The sequence below is a fragment of the Streptomyces sp. NPDC088350 genome (genome assembly GCF_044753545.1).
Classification (GTDB): Bacteria; Actinomycetota; Actinomycetes; order Streptomycetales; family Streptomycetaceae; genus Streptomyces.
The window spans coordinates 333,147-351,360 of record NZ_JBIVNL010000010.1; the positions used below are offsets into that span (position 1 = coordinate 333,147).

Annotated in this window: 18 protein-coding genes; 10 read left to right on the forward strand and 8 right to left on the reverse strand. The window is 70.6% G+C overall.

The window, feature by feature from the left end:
• Nucleotides 1-53: 53 nt before the first annotated feature.
• Nucleotides 54-818: a hypothetical protein gene (locus ACIQBL_RS33950; RefSeq protein WP_401948668.1), complete on the forward strand. Its 765-nt coding sequence runs from the start codon at nucleotides 54-56 to the stop codon at nucleotides 816-818.
• Between the two features lie 142 nt (nucleotides 819-960).
• Here the strand turns inward: ACIQBL_RS33950 and ACIQBL_RS33955 are convergent, their stop codons facing one another.
• On the reverse strand, nucleotides 961-1,377 hold the full coding sequence (locus tag ACIQBL_RS33955) for an ATP-binding protein (RefSeq protein WP_401948671.1): 417 nt from the start codon (nucleotides 1,375-1,377) through the stop codon (nucleotides 961-963).
• 159 nt (nucleotides 1,378-1,536) lie between these two features.
• Between ACIQBL_RS33955 and ACIQBL_RS33960 the strand changes: the two genes are divergently transcribed.
• Together ACIQBL_RS33960 and ACIQBL_RS33965 are read left to right on the forward strand one after the other, a co-directional pair.
• Nucleotides 1,537-2,079, forward strand: a complete 543-nt coding sequence (locus ACIQBL_RS33960) for a GntR family transcriptional regulator (protein WP_401948674.1) — start codon at nucleotides 1,537-1,539, stop codon at nucleotides 2,077-2,079.
• Nucleotides 2,076-2,855, forward strand: coding sequence for a GntR family transcriptional regulator (locus ACIQBL_RS33965; protein ID WP_401948814.1), 780 nt, complete (start codon nucleotides 2,076-2,078; stop codon nucleotides 2,853-2,855). Before ACIQBL_RS33960 ends, ACIQBL_RS33965 begins: the two co-directional genes overlap by 4 nt.
• A 49-nt stretch (nucleotides 2,856-2,904) precedes the next feature.
• Here the strand turns inward: ACIQBL_RS33965 and ACIQBL_RS33970 are convergent, their stop codons facing one another.
• Both ACIQBL_RS33970 and ACIQBL_RS33975 read right to left on the reverse strand, forming a co-directional pair.
• Complete coding sequence (locus tag ACIQBL_RS33970) at nucleotides 2,905-4,998, reverse strand: tetratricopeptide repeat protein (RefSeq protein WP_401948676.1); 2,094 nt, start codon at nucleotides 4,996-4,998, stop codon at nucleotides 2,905-2,907.
• A 412-nt stretch (nucleotides 4,999-5,410) separates the two neighbouring features.
• Nucleotides 5,411-5,848 (reverse strand): MarR family winged helix-turn-helix transcriptional regulator, encoded by a 438-nt coding sequence (locus ACIQBL_RS33975; protein ID WP_401948679.1) that lies wholly within the window; start codon nucleotides 5,846-5,848, stop codon nucleotides 5,411-5,413.
• A gap of 105 nt (nucleotides 5,849-5,953) precedes the next feature.
• Here ACIQBL_RS33975 and ACIQBL_RS33980 point away from each other — a divergent pair, with 105 nt between their 5' ends.
• Nucleotides 5,954-6,952 carry an NADP-dependent oxidoreductase gene (locus tag ACIQBL_RS33980; RefSeq protein ID WP_401948682.1) on the forward strand — a complete coding sequence of 333 codons (999 nt, stop codon included), beginning with the start codon at nucleotides 5,954-5,956 and terminating at the stop codon, nucleotides 6,950-6,952.
• A 59-nt stretch (nucleotides 6,953-7,011) separates the two neighbouring features.
• Here the strand turns inward: ACIQBL_RS33980 and ACIQBL_RS33985 are convergent, their stop codons facing one another.
• Both ACIQBL_RS33985 and ACIQBL_RS33990 read right to left on the reverse strand, forming a co-directional pair.
• Nucleotides 7,012-8,166, reverse strand: a complete 1,155-nt coding sequence (locus ACIQBL_RS33985; protein WP_401948685.1) for a serine hydrolase domain-containing protein — start codon at nucleotides 8,164-8,166, stop codon at nucleotides 7,012-7,014.
• Nucleotides 8,163-10,745 (reverse strand): M14 family zinc carboxypeptidase, encoded by a 2,583-nt coding sequence (locus tag ACIQBL_RS33990; protein ID WP_401948687.1) that lies wholly within the window; start codon nucleotides 10,743-10,745, stop codon nucleotides 8,163-8,165. Before ACIQBL_RS33990 ends, ACIQBL_RS33985 begins: the two co-directional genes overlap by 4 nt.
• A gap of 225 nt (nucleotides 10,746-10,970) precedes the next feature.
• Here ACIQBL_RS33990 and ACIQBL_RS33995 point away from each other — a divergent pair, with 225 nt between their 5' ends.
• Both ACIQBL_RS33995 and ACIQBL_RS34000 read left to right on the forward strand, forming a co-directional pair.
• The gene (locus ACIQBL_RS33995) at nucleotides 10,971-11,834 is read left to right on the forward strand and encodes a hypothetical protein (RefSeq protein ID WP_401948689.1); all 864 of its coding nucleotides are present in this window, start codon (nucleotides 10,971-10,973) and stop codon (nucleotides 11,832-11,834) included.
• Nucleotides 11,835-11,871: 37 nt separating this feature from the next.
• Entirely contained in the window at nucleotides 11,872-12,675 is an 804-nt protein-coding gene (locus ACIQBL_RS34000) for an EI24 domain-containing protein (protein WP_401948692.1), read from the forward strand.
• Here the strand turns inward: ACIQBL_RS34000 and ACIQBL_RS34005 are convergent.
• Nucleotides 12,661-13,917 (reverse strand): pyroglutamyl peptidase, encoded by a 1,257-nt coding sequence (locus ACIQBL_RS34005; RefSeq protein WP_401948695.1) that lies wholly within the window; start codon nucleotides 13,915-13,917, stop codon nucleotides 12,661-12,663. The two genes, ACIQBL_RS34000 and ACIQBL_RS34005, sit on opposite strands and share 15 nt — an antisense overlap.
• Nucleotides 13,918-13,992: 75 nt before the next feature.
• Complete coding sequence (locus ACIQBL_RS34010) at nucleotides 13,993-14,961, reverse strand: LysR family transcriptional regulator (RefSeq protein ID WP_401948697.1); 969 nt, start codon at nucleotides 14,959-14,961, stop codon at nucleotides 13,993-13,995.
• 49 nt (nucleotides 14,962-15,010) lie between these two features.
• Between ACIQBL_RS34010 and ACIQBL_RS34015 the strand changes: the two genes are divergently transcribed.
• The 4 genes from ACIQBL_RS34015 to ACIQBL_RS34030 all read left to right on the forward strand — a co-directional run bounded on the left by ACIQBL_RS34015 (nucleotide 15,011) and on the right by ACIQBL_RS34030 (nucleotide 17,529).
• A complete protein-coding gene (locus ACIQBL_RS34015; protein WP_401948700.1) occupies nucleotides 15,011-15,400 on the forward strand; it encodes a RidA family protein in 390 nt (129 codons plus the stop codon).
• A 25-nt stretch (nucleotides 15,401-15,425) separates the two neighbouring features.
• Nucleotides 15,426-15,764 (forward strand): YrdB family protein, encoded by a 339-nt coding sequence (locus tag ACIQBL_RS34020; protein ID WP_401948703.1) that lies wholly within the window; start codon nucleotides 15,426-15,428, stop codon nucleotides 15,762-15,764.
• A gap of 83 nt (nucleotides 15,765-15,847) precedes the next feature.
• Complete coding sequence (locus ACIQBL_RS34025) at nucleotides 15,848-16,510, forward strand: RNA polymerase sigma factor (protein WP_401948706.1); 663 nt, start codon at nucleotides 15,848-15,850, stop codon at nucleotides 16,508-16,510.
• Complete coding sequence (locus ACIQBL_RS34030; protein ID WP_401948709.1) at nucleotides 16,507-17,529, forward strand: CU044_5270 family protein; 1,023 nt, start codon at nucleotides 16,507-16,509, stop codon at nucleotides 17,527-17,529. Before ACIQBL_RS34025 ends, ACIQBL_RS34030 begins: the two co-directional genes overlap by 4 nt.
• Nucleotides 17,530-17,593: 64 nt before the next feature.
• On the opposite strand, the gene ACIQBL_RS34035 is transcribed toward ACIQBL_RS34030, so the two are convergent.
• Complete coding sequence (locus ACIQBL_RS34035; protein ID WP_401948712.1) at nucleotides 17,594-18,169, reverse strand: TetR/AcrR family transcriptional regulator; 576 nt, start codon at nucleotides 18,167-18,169, stop codon at nucleotides 17,594-17,596.
• Between the last annotated feature and the right edge of the window lie 45 nt (nucleotides 18,170-18,214).

Below are 18,214 nucleotides of genomic sequence, written 5' to 3' on the forward strand. Positions count from 1 at the left end.
TTCACAGCGGCGGCTATGAACGTTACCTGGGGGGAACTTAGTCTTCCGGCGTCATGGACTACTGCCACCCCTGCGGCCGGCACCTGAACGGCGCCCTCGCGTGCCCGGGGTGCGGCGCATCAGCCGAAGCGACAGCCGAGCCGACTCACGCCCACGCGCCGGGAGTTGACGCGCGTTCGCAAACGGACGGCGCCTCGCGCGAGAGCGGGGGCGCGCACGACGACGCGCCCGGCGAGGGCGACGCGGACGGCGAACGCGCGGGGCGCGCCGCGCGCCGTAGGAACCGAGGGCGCGGCCGGGGCGACGGCGACACCGAGGGTCCGGGCGCGGCGGACACGAGCCGTCGCGATCGCAAGGCCGCGGCACACCGCAGACGGCGGCGCCGGGTGCTGCTCGTCACGGCCGGCTTCGTCCTGGCGGCCGGCGGCCTGAGCCTGGCCGAGCTGGGCACGGACGCGCCGTTCTCGACCCCGAGGTCGGCGGCGTCGAGCGACGCGTCGGCGGAGGGCGGGGCGTCCTCGGAGGCGAGCGGGACGGCCGAGCCCGTGAACGACACGAAGACCGGCGGAACAGCCACCGGCACGGCGTCCCCGGACGCCTCGGCATCCCGGTCCGCGTCGCCGTCGGCGTCCGCGACGGGCACGAAGGGCCCCGCCGAGTCGGACACGCCCACGACGGGCGGCGCCGGCACGTCCCCCGCGTCGACGTCCACGGCGGACCCGTCGACCACCCCGTCCTCGTCGCCGTCGTCCTCGGACCCGAGCCCGACACCGTCGCCCTCGGAGACGTGCAAGCAGGTCCTGTGGTGGTGCTCCTGAGCCGCGAGGCAGCGACAGCCCGTCTCGGGGGTCAAGTTCGGGTGCTCCCGGTCCGGAGCTGGGGCGCGCCTGGCCTCGCGACCATCTCGGTGCTACCGGTGCTGTGCCGCGCTGCGAGCCGGAGACGTCTCGGCAGCCGTGGTCATGTCCGGGTCCAGTCGGCACGCTCCGGCTGACAGGCCGTCTTGAAGGCCGCCCAAACGGTCTTGCCGACGATGTGCTCCGTCACGCCCAGGTCGTCGGCCAACTCCCGCACCAACAGCAGGCCCCGGCCGGAGCAGGCATCGCTGTCCGGAATGCGGGGCGGGGTGCACTGATCGCCGCTGTCCCGGACGCCGAGACGAATTACCCCGCTGTCGAGCGAAAGAGTCACGCAGTACTCCCTGCCGGGCGGTGCTCCGTGCAGCAAGGCGTTGGTGGCGAGTTCCGAAGCGCAGAGCCGGATGTCGTCCAACCGGTCGGAGCATCCCCAGTCGGTCAGTGCCTGATGGACGAAGTCACGAGCGTCGCGCACCGATGCGCGCGACCGAGGAAAGCGACGTTGCCGTGGCAGGGGCACGGTGTGGACCTCCGCATACCTGAGGTGTTCGACGGCGACTACCTTACTGCTATTCGCGAAAAGCGGCAATATGTGTCGCGAGAGTGACGCGCGGCCTGGGCGGGTCGCTTAACGTGTAAGGCGGCAAGGTCCGAATGCAGGCCGTCGCGGGAGGGCGTCATGAGCGAGAACAGCTGGGTCAGCGCTTCGTTGCCATATCTGACGCCGAGGCGCGGCATGCAACGCGACGCCTGGGGTGCCGAAGCGGCGGCCCAGGGTAGGCGCGGCACCCAGCGGATCGTGCACGCGGGAGAGGCGTCGGCGCCGGCTTTTGTCGCGGAGTTGCTCGGCATCCAAGAAGGCGAAACGGTCGTTGTACGGAGGCGGCTGATTCTTCTCGACGAGCAGCCCAACGAACTCACGGACACCTACTATCCGGTCGGCATCGCCCGGGGCACCGCGCTCGCCAGAACAGCCAAGATCCGCGGCGGCGCCGTCACGCTGCTCGCCGAACTGGGGTACGTCGGTGTGCTCGCGAATGAGGACGTGACGGCTGCGATGCCGGACGAGGAGGAGCGGGAGGTTCTGCGGACCGCACCGCATGAGCCGGTTCTACGGCTGACGAGGCTCACGGTGGACCGCGACGACCGGCCGATCCAGGTCGACCGTATGGTGATGCCTGCCCTACGGCAGAGACTGCGCTACCAGATCAGGATCGGATAACCGTGCCCAAGGCCGAATCGGATGCCGCCGACCGCCGCTCGCTCCACGAACGGATCGCGGCCGATCTGCGTGATGACATCATGACTGGCGAACTGGCGCCCGGGTCCCACCTGCCCTCCACCGCGCAGCTGAAGGACCGCTTCGACTCTTCCAATGCCACGGTGCAGAAGGCCGTCCAACTCCTCAAGGAGGAAGGCCTGGTGGTCGGTCGGGCCGGCGCGGCGGTCACGGTCCGTGAGCACCGCCAACGGACCGTGCGACCTGCGGCGCTGATGGGGCCGACTGCCCCCGGAGAGACGTACCGATGGCTCACCGAGGCGGCCAAACATGGCGAGCACGCCCGCAGCGCGATCCTGGATGTGAGTGAGAGCCGCCCGCCCGCCGACGTGCGTGCGGTCTTCGGCCTTTCGGAGAATGGCACGGCTCTGCTTCGGAGTCAGATCCTCCTCGTCGACGATGAGCCGGCGGAACTCGTCCATTCCTACTATCCGCTGGACATCGCCCGGGGCACGGCTCTGATGGACCGCCGCAGGATCAAAGGAGGAACTCCCGCCCTCCTGGCCGAACTTGGCTATCCGCCCCTCCTGAGCTCGGACCGGGTCTCCGCCAGGATCCCTACCCAGGATCAGTATCAGGCGCTGCGCCTTACCAGCAGCATGCCGGTCCTCCGCACTCTGCGTGTTGTCCGCAGCAATCACGATCGTCTTGTCGAGGTGACGGTCATGATCAAGGCGGGGCATCTCTACGAATTGCAGTACGAGTTCGGGACCGGGTGACGTGGCTGAGGGAGCGGGCGGAATGCACTCGGCAGGGGCGTCCTGGTTGTCAGGTCAGCCGTGTGGCATGGTGCGCGGCCTTTGTGTGCCATTCCTCGGCTCCCGTGGCATCTCCCTCCTGGGCCAGGCGAGTTGCGTGCGTCAGGAGAATGTCCACGTGACACCGCACACCGGGCTCGCCGTACGCGTCGAGCAGTGATGACCAGCTGCGGGTGAGCAGGCTGTCGGAGGCCTCGGCAGCGGTACGCCTCCATGCTCGGGCGCCCGCCGTGTCCCCTCGTTCGGCCGCAAGCTCGGAGAGCGCTGCTGCTGCTCGGGCGTCACCTCGTTCGGCGATCACTCGCAGCCAGTATTCGGCCTCTTCCCGCGCCTGGTCCGTCCCGACCTGAGCGAGGAGCATACGGACGAGACCGAGAATGGATTCGGAGACGCCTTGGTCGCGTGATTCCCCGGGCCAGGGGCGGAAGAAGGACGGGGATTCCTCCATGAAGGCGAGGGATCGTTCGGCGGCTCGGCGGTACCACTCCAGGGCCTGTTCGTGGTCTCCGCGTTCGTTGAGAATGACGGCCAGATTTTCCATGGCGCCCGGAACGCCGAGAACGGCTCCGCGACGATTCCACTCCTCGGCTCCGGCGAGATCTCCCCGCCCTTTGAGCTGGTATCCGAGGTTCGCCATCACTACGACCTCACCGAGCTCGGCCGCGCGTCGGTACCAGGCTTCACCTTCGACCGCGTTGCCCTCGGCGAAGAGCATCATGCCCAGGTACACCATGGCCCCGGTGGAGCCGAGTTCGGCGGCTCGGCGCACCCAGGTCTCGGCTTCGGCCCGTTCGCCCAACTCCCTCAAACACCCGGCCAGTCCCACCATCGCGGGGCGGTACCCCAGGTCGATCGCACGCCGGAACCATGACGCTCCTTCTCGAATTTCCCCGAGGTCGGCGTGGAACCGTCCCAGGCAGGACATGGCCCGTCGATCCTCGTCGTGAGCGGCGCCGCGCCAGGCCCGGACCGCCAACTCGACCTTTCCCGCCGCATCGGCGGCGAGCCCGATGTCGGTCAGGACGAACGGCGCCGCGTGTTCCAGCAGGGCGGTCCACACGTCGTCACGGACCAGCAGGGAATCAACAGGGTTCTGGGTGGACACGTAGGAGTGCTGAAGGAGGACGTCGGACACCCGATAACCGTCCGCCGTGCCCGGGACGGTCGCGGACCTGCGCAGTGCCCTGATCCTTCCGGTGACGGGGTTCTCGGCCCACGCGACGGCGGTCGTCAGCCACTCGGCCGTCGGCGGGACGGCCTCCTGCCCGGCCAGGTGGAGAAGGGCCAGGGTCTCCAGCACCGTCAGGGGAATCGGTTCCGGGTGACCGCAGCGGCGGGCGACAACGGCCGCCGTGATCACGGCTTGCCCGCTCGGGTTTCCTGCGGTGTCCAGCGTCCAACGATCGATCAGTTCCGGTGCGCCGGCCAAGGTCGCGGTGATCTGGCCGTCCTCGGCCCCCCGAAGGGCGATCCGAATGCGTGGATCGCTCTCCGCGAGGACACGCGCTCGTGCCAACTCGTCCGGTGTCAACTGGCCGGCGACATGGAACCGGATGGCACGTTCGGCCACGCCTCCGCGGGGTGACCAGCGGGCCACCATTTTGATCACCTGCTGCGCGTGGTTGTACGCAAGAGTCGCTGAACCGCCGACAGTTGGGGACGCAGAGAACGCGAGCCGGTCCAGTTCTTCGGTCCGGATGGTTGCGGCGAGGAGCACGGGCCCGTACCGGCCAAGGAGCAACTGGCGTACGGAAGCGGCTGTGAGCATCTCGTCGGCGAAGAAGTTCTGCAGCTCGTCGAGCCAGATGACCGAACGGGACAGGGCCACCCCTTCACGGACCAGCGTGTTGAGCTGTGCGCCCGTCTCCACTTCAGGTATCCGCCAGTCCGGTACCTCCGCGCGCAATGCCTCATACAGACAACGGGTCTTGCCCGCCGCGGCGTCGCCGACCAGCACGAGCAGTCCGCCGGTCTCCGTGTGGCCCCTGATCCATGCTCGGACGTCGGCGTCGATTCCACGGGGGATGTAGTGGGGGAGCGTGCCGGACAGGCTCGGGTCGGCGTCGGCGGGCAGCGGGATCGCCGTATGGATACTGAGGGCCATCCGCCGGCCGGAATCGGAGACGCGCCGGGCTTCGTCGAAAACCGCACGATGCACGGCGGAGCGCCTGGTCATCCGTTCCAGAGGATCGGCCCACCGGGTTCCGAGTGCCTCGACGACTCGCTTGCCCGGAACGGTTGCTGCCGCGATCAACGCCCCCACGCCCGCCGTCACCCAACCCGGTCCGGGCAGGTGTCCCCCGGAGAACCACGCGGCGGCAATGATCAGACAGCAGCCGACCAGGACAGCGACCGCCACCTTCCACCGGAGTCCGTGTCGCGTCACATGACCACGATTTCGCACTTTCTCCCGGCAGGGAAGGAGGACCGTGTTGTTCGCCGTCTCTCCATCACACCGAGTCCCGCTACGACGCGGGCGTCCGCAGCAACAATCCCCGCAACGCCAGCTGCCCGGCTCAGGCCTCCAGCATCCGCCGCAGCAGCCCCCGCAACGCCAGCCGCTCCTCGTCCGACAGTCCCGCGAGCGGTGCGCGGGCGAACCGTAGCGACTCCCGCAGGCTGCGGGCCACCCGGCGCCCCTCGTCCGTGGCCGCCGCCAGCTTCACGCGCCGGTCGGCGGGGTCGGGGCGGCGCTCCACCAGGCCGCGCGTCTCCAGCCGGTCCACGATCCCCGTGACGTTCGACGGCTCGCACTTCAGCTTCTGCGCCAGCTTGCGCATCGGCAGCGGCTCCAGGGACAGCAGGCTCAGCAGCCGGGCCTGCGCGCCGGTCAGCGCGTGGTCGCCCGCCGCCTCCTCGTAGTCCTCGTAGAACCGCGCCACGACGTCGCCGATCAGCTCGACGACCTCCATGGTCAGCGGGTCGGGGCGGCGCGTCTTTTCGGGTGTGGCCATGGACTCGAGCGTACCCCGTTACTTGACATCATGAAATATTCAGAGGCATGGTTGTTTCAGGTACTGAAGTATTTGAACGCCACGCATTGAGGAAAGGCGCTTGTGATGATCAACCGCGAATGGCACCTGCTCAGCCGCCCGGTCGGCTGGCCGAAGCCCGAGGACTTCGCCCTGGTGGAGACCGAGACCCGGACCCCGGGCGAGGGCCAGGTGCTGGTGCGGAACAAGTACCTGTCCGTCGACCCGTACATGCGCGGAAGGATGTCGGCGGCCAAGTCGTACGTCGCCCCCTTCGAGCTGGGCAAGGTCATGCAGGGCGGCGCGGTCGGCGAGGTCGTCGAGTCGAACGCAGAGGGCTTCGCGGCCGGCGACCACGTCCTGCACTTCGGCGGCTGGCGCGAGTACGCGACCATCGACGCCAAGGGCGCCGTCAAGGTCGACCCGGACCTCGCCCCGCTCTCCACCTACCTCGGCGTCGTCGGCATGACCGGCCTCACCGCCTACGCGGGCCTGCTGCGCACCGCCGCCTTCAAGGAGGGCGACTCGGTGTTCGTCTCCGGCGCCGCTGGTGCCGTGGGCAGCGAGGTCGGCCAGATCGCCAAGCTCAAGGGCGCCTCCCGGGTCATCGGCTCCGCCGGCTCGGACGAGAAGGTCAAGCTCCTCGTCGAGGAGTACGGCTTCGACGCGGCCTTCAACTACAAGAACGGCCCGGTCGCCGCACAGCTGCGCGAGGCCGCCCCGGACGGCTTCGACGTCTACTTCGACAACGTCGGCGGCGAGCACCTGGAAGCGGCGATCGGCTCCCTGAACGAGCGCGGCCGCATCGTGATCTGCGGCATGATCTCGGTCTACAACAGCACCGAGCCCGTCCCCGGCCCGAAGAACCTCGCCCGCCTCATCCAGACCCGTGGCCGCATCGAGGGCTTCCTCGTCGGCGACCACTACGACCTCCAGCCGCAGTTCGTCCAGGAGGTCGGCGCGTGGGTCGCGTCCGGCGAGCTGAAGTACCGCGAGACCGTCGTCGAGGGCATCGAGAACAACCTGGAGGCGTTCCTCGGGCAGCTGCGCGGGGAGAACACCGGGAAGATGATCGTCAAGCTCTGACCGGGAGAGAGTCGGGCTTGGTGGGCCCTCGCCCCTGGTGAGGGCCCACGCCGTCGATCTCAGTTCGCCAGCGCCGCGCCGTGCACCGCTCGCACCAGCCCCACGTTCTCCGGTGCCGCGCCGCCCGGGAACGCGAAGCGGCGGCGGGTGTAGCCGTAGGCGAGCCCGCTGCGGGGGTCCGCGAAGGCCTGGGAGCCCGCCGCGCCGCTGTGGCCGATCGTGCCGGCGCCCAGGAACGGGTACCAGGCCTCCGCCGTGGCCTGGAAACCCAGGCCGTACGCCTTGTGCGTGCCGGCCACCACGTCGTACCCGACGGAGTGCAACTGCCCGAACTCCGCCACCGTGTCCGGCTTCAGCAGCGGCGCCCGGTCCTCGACCGAGCTGATCGCCGCCGCGTACAGCCCGGCGAGACCGCGCGCCGACGCCACCCCGCCGACCGACGCGGGCCCCTTCGCCCGGATCACCCGCTCGTTCGGCAGCGCCGCCAGTTCGGTCGGCTCCGGCGCGTGCTCGTTGAAGGCGATCGCACCGAGGCTGTGCGGCGCGGGCGGCGCCGCGGCGCGCGCGGCCCGCTGGTCCGGGGTCGGCAACACGGGCTGGGTGGTGCGGAACCGGGGTTCGTGCACCATCGGCAGACCGAGGAAGAAGTCCAGGCCGTACGGCGCCCGCACTCTCTCCTCGTGCACCTCCTGGAGCGAACGGCCCGTCGCCCGCCGGACGATCTCGCCGGTCAACGCGCCGATCACCAGGGCGTGATAGCCGAACGCCGTGCCCGGGCGCCAGAACGGCCGCTGGTCGGCGAGGCGTTCGGCGACCGCCCGGTCGTCGGCGAGTTCGTCCAGCGTGAAGCCCGTGTCCGTGCCGACCAGGCCCGCCCGGTGCGCGAGCAACTCGCGCAGAGTCAGCGCGCCTTTGCCCTCCGCCGCGAACTCCGGCCAGTAGTAGGTCACTTTGCGGTCCAGCTCCAGCGTGCCGTCCTGCACGAGCAGCGCGACCACGAGGTGCGCGGCGCCCTTGGTGGAGGAGAACACGCCGTACAGGGAGTCGCCGTCGGCGCCGGGCGGTCCCGCCCAGAGGTCGACGACCCGCCGTCCGTGTACGTATGCACACAACTGGCCTTCGTAGTCCGCGCGTTCGGTCGCCACGAACGCGGCGAACTCGTCCCGCACCGCTTCGAAGCCGTCGGCTACGGTGCCGTGGATCTCCTGGGTCATCCGCTCTCCTCAACTGATCCGCTGCCGCGTGTGCCACTGCTCGCGTGTGCCATGGTGAACAACGCCCGTCCGACCTGCGGGAGTTCCCCCTTCGGGTGATCCCGGAAGAGGGGCTCCGTGCCGAACAGGACAGCTCGCGGGCCACTGACGACCGAGGGCCGCCCCGACGCGGCGGCAGGACCGCCGGAACCGTCGGCCTGCGCCCGCCAGTGCCCGGCGACCAGTGGATTTCCGGTCGCGTACGACTGCTCGACGCGCACCCCGGGCCCGAGACCGGTGAACCACACCGGCGCGTAGACAAAGCCGTACGGTGGTGCGCCGGCCGTGACCGGACCCGAATTCACCACCCGCACCACGCCGTTGGCGTCCTCGTCGCCCTCGACCGCCCTCGCGGTCAGCAGCCCGGCCGCCGAGCCGAGAGCCGCGCCGGTGACACCCCGGCCGACGAGCCCGTGGCCGGTGGCGAGGAAGACGTCGAGGGCCTTGCGGGCGGCCGGGGTCAGATCCCCGTACTCCAGCCCGGCCGACACGAACAGCACGTCCGTCTTCGACCAGTCGAACCCGGCGTTCAGGACCTCCGTCGACACGGGCGTGACGTCGAAGTCCATCTCCCGCAGCGCGAACAACTCACCCGCGGTGACGGCGGCGGCGACCCGGACGGGGTGGAGGGGGGTGGTGGGGGTGGGGGTGCCGGTGAGGGGGGTTGCTTCGAAGGCCACGTCGTATCTGGCGGCGGCCTCGGCTGCCCTCGCCCGCGCCGACTCCGGAACGATCGCAGTGCCGTCCGCCGCCCGCCGTACCGGAACCCCTTGCCGGAGAAGGGAGTTCAGGGCCGCGAACTCCGCCGGGTCGGTGAGGCGGAGGCGGAGGTCGCCGTGCGGGGCGACGTAGGCCACGGGGGAGGGGGCGGAGACGGCGTGAAGTGGTGTGCCGGGGAGGGTAGTTGCCGTTCGGACCGTCGCGCCCCACAGGCGTCCCAGGCTCCAGCCCGAGATGTCGTACATGGCCGTCACCTTGTCGCTGATGTCACGGCCGTCGGCCAACAGGGCGTTCGCCAGGCCGCGTTTGGGCTGGTGCATGTCGACGACGTACGAGCCGTCCGCCGCGCGCAGGACACGGATGTCATTGGCGAGGAGATGGGCGACGAGACGGGCGCCCGGGGTGTCGGCCGCAATGGTGTAGGCGCGGGGGAATTCGGTTGTGGAGACGTCCTCCGGTCCGATTCCCGGGACCCCCGGGACGGTCCGCGCCGACACCGGCACTTGCCCCGCGCCCGCCGCACCCCGCCGGAACATCTCGATCTGGTCGGCGACGAGGGAAGCGCGGTGCGACTGGGCGAAGTCGAGGGTGGCGCGCATGGCCGCACCCGCGACGGCCACGTTGATCGCGGCGCGGCGGCGGAGTTCGGCGGTGGGGAGGGTGTCGTAGGCGGAGTTGTCGACCGTCAGCGGGATCTCGACGGTGTGGGCGGCGACCGCGCCCTGGAAGGCCGCGTACTGCGGGGTGAAGACCGGGGGCCAGACGTCCCAGCCCTCCGCCCGGTCGCGGAAGGGGATCTGGGCGGGCTCGACGCCGTCCTTGGCCGGGGTGTACCCGAGGCCGTTGACGGCGGCCTCCATGCCCAGGGCGTTGGCGTAGGTGTTCTTGAGGAAGAGGTCGTACTCGTAGTTCTCGCCGTGCGGGGGAGTGGTCGGCTCGATGAGGGTGCCGTTTACGTAACCATGCAGGTCGAGCATGACAGCGGGCTGCTTGTCGACAGTGATCGCGCGGATCACGCGGGTCTCCGGCTGCGAGGCGGTGACCAAGTCCCGGTTCAGATCGAAGCCGTTGGCGTTGGCGCGGGTGCCGGCGATACGGCCGTCCGGGTTGGCCGTGATGTTGAAGTACAGGCGGCTGTGCGCCAAGAGGTCTTCGGTTTTCGGGTCCTTGGCGGTGGCGAGCCGCTCGATGAGGGTGAGGGAGGCGTCCGTGCCCTCCCACTCGTTGCCGTGGATGTTGTTGTCGAAGAAGACCGGGATCTTGTAACTGCTCTTGATCTGCGGGGACTTGGCGGCGGTGGCGGGCGCGTTCTCGATGAGTGCGCGCATCCGCTCCTGGTCGGCGGCCTCGCGGGCGGTCTCCGGGGCGGTGACCGTGACGAGGTAGAGCCGGTGCCCGCCGGCCGAGACGCCCGCGACCTCGGCACTCACGCGATCGCCCAGCCGCTGGAGGGAGTTCAGGCGCGGGGCGAGGGCGTGGTACGGGGTCAGGCCGAGCTTCAGGGACTTGTCGGCGGTGTTCGTCGGGTCGGGGGAGAGGACCTGGCGGCGCGGGTAGGCGAGGCCGGGGTCGGTGTGCGGCTCGGTGGCCGTGAGGGCGCGGCGGGCGGCGACGGCGGGGGCGAGGGCGGCCCGCCGGTCCGGTGCGGAGCCCTCGCGGATGGCGGGGCGCGGGTCGGGCGTGCTGCCCCGGCGGGGGGCGGGCCGGGGCGTGGCGTCCGCGGTGCGGGGCTGGAGCAGGAGCGAACCGGCGGCGGTGGTCAGGGCGACGGCGGTGAGCAGAACGGGTCGCGGGGGGACGGCTCTGGCAATGGTGCGCACGCGTACCTCCTCTTTGGTTCCAGAGATCGGTACGGCGAGCCGCACCTGTTCGACTCAACGGTGAACAAGAAGGTGTTGGTGTCGTCGATGCCCCGGATGGCGCATTCGCGGGGCCGGGGAGCGGGCATGCTGAGCACAGGTACCGGGCAGCGGGTGCGGTCGGCGGTGCACGGCCGCGGACGTCCGCTTACGGCCGCGCACGTCCACGCACGGCGAGGAGTTCCCATGGCAACGATTCCTTCGCTCCCCAGCAGGGACGAGATGCTGCGCATGGCACGCAGCACGACCGACATCACCGGCCAACTCCTGGACACGGCCGGGAACATCACCAGGATCGCGATCAACACCCTTGATCCACGGGACGGTTCGGGCGCGGAGGCGCTCCGGGTCCTGCGCGAGACCACCGCCGAACTGGCCGAGGCGAGCGCGTCGCCGCAGGCCCAGGAGGCGTTCTACCGCATCGTCGACACCCTGACCCGGCTCGGCACGACCGGCGCCCCGCTGGCCGTGCACCCGGTGAGCGCACCGGCGCAGGCGCTCCTCACGGTCCTCGGTGACAGCCTGCTGCCCGTCCTGGACGCGGTGGAACCGGCGGTCGAGGAATTCGCCACGGCACTCGGCGACCTGATCGAGGCGGCCACCCCGCTCCTGCCCGCTGCGGCGGGCGTCGCCGCGGGCGCCCTGCTCGCCCTGACCCCGCTGATCAGGGCACTGGCCGACACATTGGCCGACGCGTCCCCCGAACTCCGGCGCATCGCCGAGGCGTTGACGGCCGCCCTGGCGCCACTCCTGCCACTCCAGGTGTCGTTGGCCCAACGGGTGGCGGTGGCGGGCGCGAGCGTGGTCCGGACCGCTCTCCCGCCCCTCGCCGACCTCACGGAGGCCGCGGCGGCGACCACGAAGGCGGCCCGGCCGATGCTGATCGCCGGCGAGGAGCTCTTCGTCTCGGCCCTGGAGCGGATCCAGCCGCTCCTCCTCGCGGCGGCCTTCCGGGCGGGACGGGTGGCCCGGGCGACTGCGGTACGGGTGACGGCGGCGGTGTCACCGGCGGCGGACCAGGGGGTCGTGGTGGCGGTGTCGACCGCGTAGTGCCGACACGGCGCCGACGCTGAGTAAGGTTCACCCCATGCATGATCTTGGGGCGGGATTCGGCTATCTCCTGAAGGGCCATCGCTGGATGGCCCGGCACGGACGGCACTACGGTTTCGGGCTGATCCCAGGGCTGATCACGCTGGTCCTGTATGTGGCGGCCCTGGTCGCGCTGGCGCTGTGGGGCGAGGACTTCGTCAGCTGGGCCACGCCCTTCGCGGACGACTGGTCGAGCCCGTGGCAGGGCCTGTTCCGCGGTTTCCTCACGGCGGTCCTGTTCGTACTCGCCCTGCTGCTCTCGGTGTTGACCTTCACGGCGGTCACCCTCCTCATGGGGCAGCCCTTCTACGAGACCCTCTCCGAGAAGGTCGACCGGGACGTCTCCCCGGACGGCACGGCCCCCGCATCGGGCCTCCCCCTCTGGCGCGAACTGTGGATCTCGGCCCGCGACAGCCTCCGCATCCTGGTCCGCGCCCTCCTGTGGGGCGTCCTCCTCTTCGGCCTCGGCTTCGTCCCGTTCATCGGCCAGACGGTCGTCCCGGTGATCGGCTTCTTCGTCACGGGCTTCTTCCTGACGGAGGAGCTGACGGCGGTCGCCCTCCAACGCCGAGGCATCGACCTCCGTGCCCGCCTCGCCCTCCTCCGCTCCCGCAGAGCCCTCGTCTGGGGCTTCGGCACCCCCCTCGGCATCTCCTTCCTCGTCCCGTTCGTCGCCGTGTTCCTGATGCCGGGGGCGGTGGCGGGGGCGACGATGATGGCGCGGGAGCTGCTGGGGGAGGAGACCGAGGGGGACGACACGGACGCCGGCCCGGAACCCGACCCGGAGTCAGCGGACCGGTGAAGCGTCCATCGCCACCGTCACCATCGCCTTCACCTGCGCGATGATGTCCACCCGGTTCCGCACGAACTCCGGATCGGTGATCGTCCCCGTAGCCGGATCCGTGTTCCCGGCCCCGAACTGCAGCACAGGCGTGTGGATATGCCCACCCGGCAGCGAGTCGTGCAACCCGAGCCGGTCCCGCAACAGCGTCACCCGATAGGCGATCTCGTTGGAGAGATAGTTGCCGCCGCCGCCGGAACGGGCCGTGGATCCCGCGGTCGGCCCGTCCGCCCGCACGACGGGATCGGTCCCGCCCGCCGGGATCTCGGTCACCTCGGTGTGGTCGTAGACGGGGAAACGCCCGGTGTTCGCGGCCACAATGTCCTTGTACGGCAGGGTCGTCGACGTCCACTGGGGCTGCGAGGCCGGATCGGTGACCGGGATCGTCTCCGTGCGCGACACGTTCTCGTTGTCCGGAAACCCGCCCCGCCAGGCCCCGTTGGTCCGCTCGACGTCGAACCGGCCCACCCGCCCCTGACTCACCGTCGTGAACAGATCCACCTTCGGCAGATACGGCCGCAACGCCCGCTCCACCGTCCCCTCCGCGAAGTCCGCCCACCGCACCGGGAACATGGCCGTCTCGATCCGCGCCGGCCCGTGCGCCGTCCGGATCACCGTGCCGTCGAGCGCGAGCGCGATCGCCCCCGAAGGATTGGAGATCCGGATGTCCCGGTCCAGCGTGAACGGATCGAACCCGGTCACCAGAATCCGCTTGATCCCCTTCTCGTGCGGATACCGGATACCGCTCTGCCCTCGCGAGGTCCTCTCCAACTCGGCGAGCAGAGCGACCCGTTGACCGCTGGTGACTCCGAACTCGGGCTCCCAGGCCCGCACTTCCCGAGTCATCCCCAACCGCGCCCAGTACAGGGGCCGATCGTCGTCCCGGCTGAGATCCCCGCCCGCGGGCCCTCGCCCCTGCGCCCGGTCGACTGCCCGCCGCCACAGCGCGGTTCCTTCGCGTACGACGATGCGGCGGGCCTGCGCGTAGCTGTGCGCCGCTTCGAGTGCGTGGGTGAACTCCGGGGCCACGGTGTCGAATCCGGAGTGTTCGAGGATCTCCTGGGGGACCGCCTTGTCGAGCCGTTGCTCCTCGACGGTCGGGGACAGCGCGGTGTCGGCCGCCACCGCGCCGGTGCCGGGGGCGGAGAAACCGGCCAGCAGGGCCAGTCCGAGGACGCTGGTCCGAACTCGTATGACGTTCAAGGTGGTTGAGGCCTTCCATCGCAGTGGGGTGCGGTGCGGTGCCGGACGGCTGCAGTATCGCGTGACAGGAGTGGTCTACGCCACGGGTGGGTCGGACGAACCGATCCGTTTCGCGGCTTCCTCCAACACCCCGAGGAAGGCCTCCACCGCCGCCGACAGCGACCGCCCCCGCACCGTCGCCGCGTACACCGCCCGCGCCGGTGCCCCCTCGTCCAGCACCGGCAACAGCGCGATGTCCGGTCGTACGGAGTCCGCGGCGAGCGCCGGGACCAGGGCGACGCCGAGGCCTGCGGCGACGTAGCCCTGCTTGGCGGTCCATTCGCCGACGACGTGCGCGACACGGGGGCGGAAGCCCTGGCGCAGGGCCGCGTCGAGGAGGGTGCCTTCGGGGTGGGGGGTGCCGGATATCCAGTCGGCGTCGGCGAGTTGGGCGAGACGGACGGTGCCCCGGCCCGCGAGGGGGTGATCGGCGGGGACGGCGACGTACAGCGACTCGTCGAGGAGGTGGTGGAGTGCGTACGGCTCCAGCGGGGTCCCGCCCGTCGTCGAGACGATCGCGAGGTCGAGGTGGCCGGAGGCCAGCCGGTTCAGGAGGGCGGGCGTGAGGCCCTCCTCCCGGGAGACCCGGACGCGGGGATGCCGGGTGCGGAACGCGGCCAGCGTCTGCGGCACCAGCGCCGCGTCGGCCGTCGCGAACGCCCCGAACCGCAGCCGGCCCCCGGCCACTTCACGCAGCGCCGTCAGCTCGCGCACCGCACCGTGCAGCGACTCGGCCACCGTCTCCGCGTACGGCACGAGCACCTGCCCCGCCTCCGTGAGCCGCACCCCACGTGGCAGCCGGTCGAACAACGGCGTCCCGCCGAGCGCCGCCTCCAACGAGGAGATCTGCCGGGACACCGCCGACTGCGTCCACCCCAACACCCGCGCCGCCACCGTGAACGACCCGTGTCGGGCGACCTCCAGGAACACCCGCAACCAGACCGTGGAGAGGTCGGGAACCTGGTCGCGCGCCGAACTGCCATGCGGGGTGGGCATGTCAGCCATGCTAGACATTCGCTTGTCGCACCGCGGGGCCGGACCTAGCGTCGACGCCATGCGCATCACCCTGGACAGCCCCGCCTCCGCACCCCAGCCCCTGAGCCCCTACTACTCCCAGGTCGCCCGTGTCGAACACGCCGACGGCAGCGCCCTGTTGTACCTCTCCGGCCAGATCGCGGAGGGTGCCACCCTCGCCGAGCAGAGCCGAGGCGTCTTCGAAACCATCGCGGCTCTCCTGGAGGCACACGGCGCGACCCTCGCGGACGTCATCAACATCCGCACCTACCTGACCGACATCACCGGGCTCGGCGAATACGGCGCCGTACGAAGGGAGTTCCTCACCGGGACCCCGCCCACCAGCATGACCTTCGAGGTGGCGCGGCTGTTCCGGGCGGAGGCGCTGATCGAGGTCGAAGTCGTGGCCGCCGTCCCCGCGACGGAGTGATCCCTTCCGGGTGATACTGCCGCCCATGAAGACAGCGAAGGCAGCGAACCTGGGCGTCCTCTTCGCCATCGAGCTCGGCGCCCTTGTCGCCGTCGGCTATGGGGGGTTCACGAGGGACATCGCGACCCCGCTGACCTGGCTGCTCGGGCTCGGTGCGCCCGTCGTGCTCGCGGTGCTGTGGGGGCTGTGCGGTTCGCCGAAGGCCAAGTACAAGGTGCGGGGCGCCGGCCGTGTCGGGTTCGAGGTGCTGTGGTTCGGCGCCGGTGTCGTCGCGCTGGCCCTCGCCGGGGCCAACGACTGGGCCCTTGTCTTCGCCCTCGTGTGCGTCGCGAGCAAGACGCTCGCCGTCGTCTGGCGGCAATAGCGCCGGGCCGGTTCGCGCGCAGGGACGGCCGTGGTGTGACGCGGATCACCGCAGCGCCGCCCGTGCGGAGGACAGAGAGGTGTGTGGAGAACTCACTGCGCGCCCGCGTGCGAGCCGGTGACCCGGACGCGTTCAGGCACCTCTTCGACGAGCACGCTTCCGTGGTGCACCGGCACGCCGTCCGGACGACCGGCAACTGGGTCGTCGCCGACGACATCGTGTCCCTGACCTTCCTGGAGGCATGGCGGCTGCGCGAGCGCGTGCTGCCGGGCGAGGACAGCCTGCGGCCCTGGCTGCTGGGGATCGCGACGAACGTCTCGCGCAACACCGCCCGGGCGGCGCGAAGACACCAGGCCGCGCTCTCCCGGATCCCGCCCCCCGACCCCGTGCCGGACTTCGCCGACGAGGTGACCCGGCGCCTGGCCGACAGCGAGGAACTGGCCGCCGCGCAGCGGGCGTTGCGCACGATGCGCCGCGGGGAGCGCGAGGTGTTCACGCTCTGCGTGTGGGAGGGCCTGGACGCGGCCACGGCGGCCGAGGCCCTGGGCGTCGCCGTCGGCACCGTACGGGCCCGGCTCTCGCGTGCGAGGAAACGCCTGCGCAAGCTCACCGAACGCGAACTTGAACTCGAACCCCGACGCAAGAGCGGCACGGGGAACAACGAAGTGCAACGCCCGGCCGCGGTCGGACAGTCACCGGGTAGCCGCCATCAGGCGGCTCGGTCCACGCAGGAGAAGAAGCGATGAACACCACCCCGCGACGACGCGATCAGCCGGTCGACCACCACGATCTGGCCGAGTTGCTGCCCGCACCGGGCCGTCCGGTGCTCGCTCAGGACCGCCACCGCGTACTGAGGGAACACCTGATGGAACACATCACCCACGAGCAGTCCGGTGCGGCGACCGCCTCACCTCCGTCCACCATCCGCCGACGCCCCACCCGACGTCTCGTGCTCGTCGCCGCGCCACTGGCCCTCGCCGCAGTCGTGGGCCTGGGCGTGGTGGCGGTCGACAGCGCGCAGGACGGCAAGCAGGGCACAACCGCCGCAGGCGTCACCGCCGATGACCACTACAAGGCCACCCGACTGCTGGACCGGATCGCCCTGGCGGCGGCCTCCCGCCCGGCGGTCACCGTCCGCGACAACCAGTACGTCTACACCAAGTCCCAAGGTTCGGCCGCCGAGTTGGGCGTCGACTTCAGCAGCCCCGAAGAACTCGCCCAGCACAAGGGGACGTTCACGGCGAAGGCGTACAAGGGAGCCGTCCGGCAGGAGCAATGGGACTCCGTGGACGGCAGGCGGGACGGTCTGCGCAAGGGCGTCGCGCTCGACGACCCCTCCAAGAAGATGACCATGGACATGAAGGGAGCCGGATACCTGACCTTCCGGCAGCTCCAGGCCCTGCCCACCGACCCCGGTGCGCTGCTGAAGAAGCTCTCCGGCGACGCCAAGGACGTAAACCCCGCCCGCCGCACGGAAGTTGTCGTCGAGAACCTCGGCGCCATCATCGACGACGCCACCCTGCTTCCCGACCTCAGCGCCGCGATCTACCGTGCCATGGCCGAACTCCCGGGTGTACGCGTCGTGGACCACGTCAAGGACGCCGCCGGGCGCGAGGGCGTCGGCCTCACGTTCAAGGGCGCCCCGAAGGGTTACGCCTGGGTCTTCGACTCGTCCAGCCTTGTCTACCTCGGCACAACCGGCGCCGCCCTCATGGGAGTTGGCGTCACCGACAAGACGGGTGAGGTGCCGGCCACCTCGTCCTGAACGAGCCGGTAGAGGGCGCCCGCTCCGGCGGGCGCCCTTCTCGCACGTCATGGCCGACCGAGCTTCACGCCTCGCCCAGCAGCGCCAGGAAGTCCCGGAACGCCCCCGGCATGTCCACCGACTCCGGGTCGAGCAGCCACTGGTACTGCAACCCGTCCATCACCGCGACCAGCAGCGGAGCCGTGCGCTCGGGCGTGAGCCCGTTCGGCAGCCGGTCGCCGTACTCGGCGCGCAGCACCCCCGCCATGCTCGCCCGCACCCGCACATACCGCTCGGTGAAGTACTCCCGCGCCGGATGCCCCTCCGTCACGCTCTCGCCGAGCAGCGCGGAGAAGGTCTGGATGATCGCGGGCCGCATCGCGTTGTACTCGACCAGCGAGGCGAGCAGATCGACCCGCCATCGGCTGTCCGGTACGGCGTCCCACTGGTCCCGTTCCTCAAGGACCGCGACGAGCAGCGCGTCCTTCGTCGGGAAGTAGTGCAGCAGCCCCTGCTGGGTCAGCCCGACCCGCTCCGCCACCGCCGCCAGGCTCGCACCCCGGTAGCCGCGCTCGGCGATCACTTCCAGAGCCGCCCGCACGATCTCGCCGCGCCGCTCCGCACTCCTGGTCCTGCCGTTCATGGCGTCACCGTACGACATCCCCCGACCGTGAATATAACGGCAGCATTACGAAACCTACCGCTC

Bases quoted from the DNA above. Each gene is read 5' to 3' on its own strand.
- ACIQBL_RS33950 (WP_401948668.1), top strand. From the start codon at position 54: ATGGACTACTGCCACCCCTGCGGCCGGCACCTGAACGGCGCCCTCGCG.
- ACIQBL_RS33960 (WP_401948674.1), top strand. From the start codon at position 1,537: ATGAGCGAGAACAGCTGGGTCAGCGCTTCGTTGCCATATCTGACGCCG.
- ACIQBL_RS33970 (WP_401948676.1), bottom strand. From the start codon at position 4,998: ATGGCCCTCAGTATCCATACGGCGATCCCGCTGCCCGCCGACGCCGAC.
- ACIQBL_RS33975 (WP_401948679.1), bottom strand. From the start codon at position 5,848: ATGGCCACACCCGAAAAGACGCGCCGCCCCGACCCGCTGACCATGGAG.
- ACIQBL_RS33980 (WP_401948682.1), top strand. From the start codon at position 5,954: ATGATCAACCGCGAATGGCACCTGCTCAGCCGCCCGGTCGGCTGGCCG.
- ACIQBL_RS33985 (WP_401948685.1), bottom strand. From the start codon at position 8,166: ATGACCCAGGAGATCCACGGCACCGTAGCCGACGGCTTCGAAGCGGTG.
- ACIQBL_RS33995 (WP_401948689.1), top strand. From the start codon at position 10,971: ATGGCAACGATTCCTTCGCTCCCCAGCAGGGACGAGATGCTGCGCATG.
- ACIQBL_RS34000 (WP_401948692.1), top strand. From the start codon at position 11,872: ATGCATGATCTTGGGGCGGGATTCGGCTATCTCCTGAAGGGCCATCGC.
- ACIQBL_RS34010 (WP_401948697.1), bottom strand. From the start codon at position 14,961: ATGGCTGACATGCCCACCCCGCATGGCAGTTCGGCGCGCGACCAGGTT.
- ACIQBL_RS34015 (WP_401948700.1), top strand. From the start codon at position 15,011: ATGCGCATCACCCTGGACAGCCCCGCCTCCGCACCCCAGCCCCTGAGC.
- ACIQBL_RS34020 (WP_401948703.1), top strand. From the start codon at position 15,426: ATGAAGACAGCGAAGGCAGCGAACCTGGGCGTCCTCTTCGCCATCGAG.
- ACIQBL_RS34030 (WP_401948709.1), top strand. From the start codon at position 16,507: ATGAACACCACCCCGCGACGACGCGATCAGCCGGTCGACCACCACGAT.
- ACIQBL_RS34035 (WP_401948712.1), bottom strand. From the start codon at position 18,169: ATGTCGTACGGTGACGCCATGAACGGCAGGACCAGGAGTGCGGAGCGG.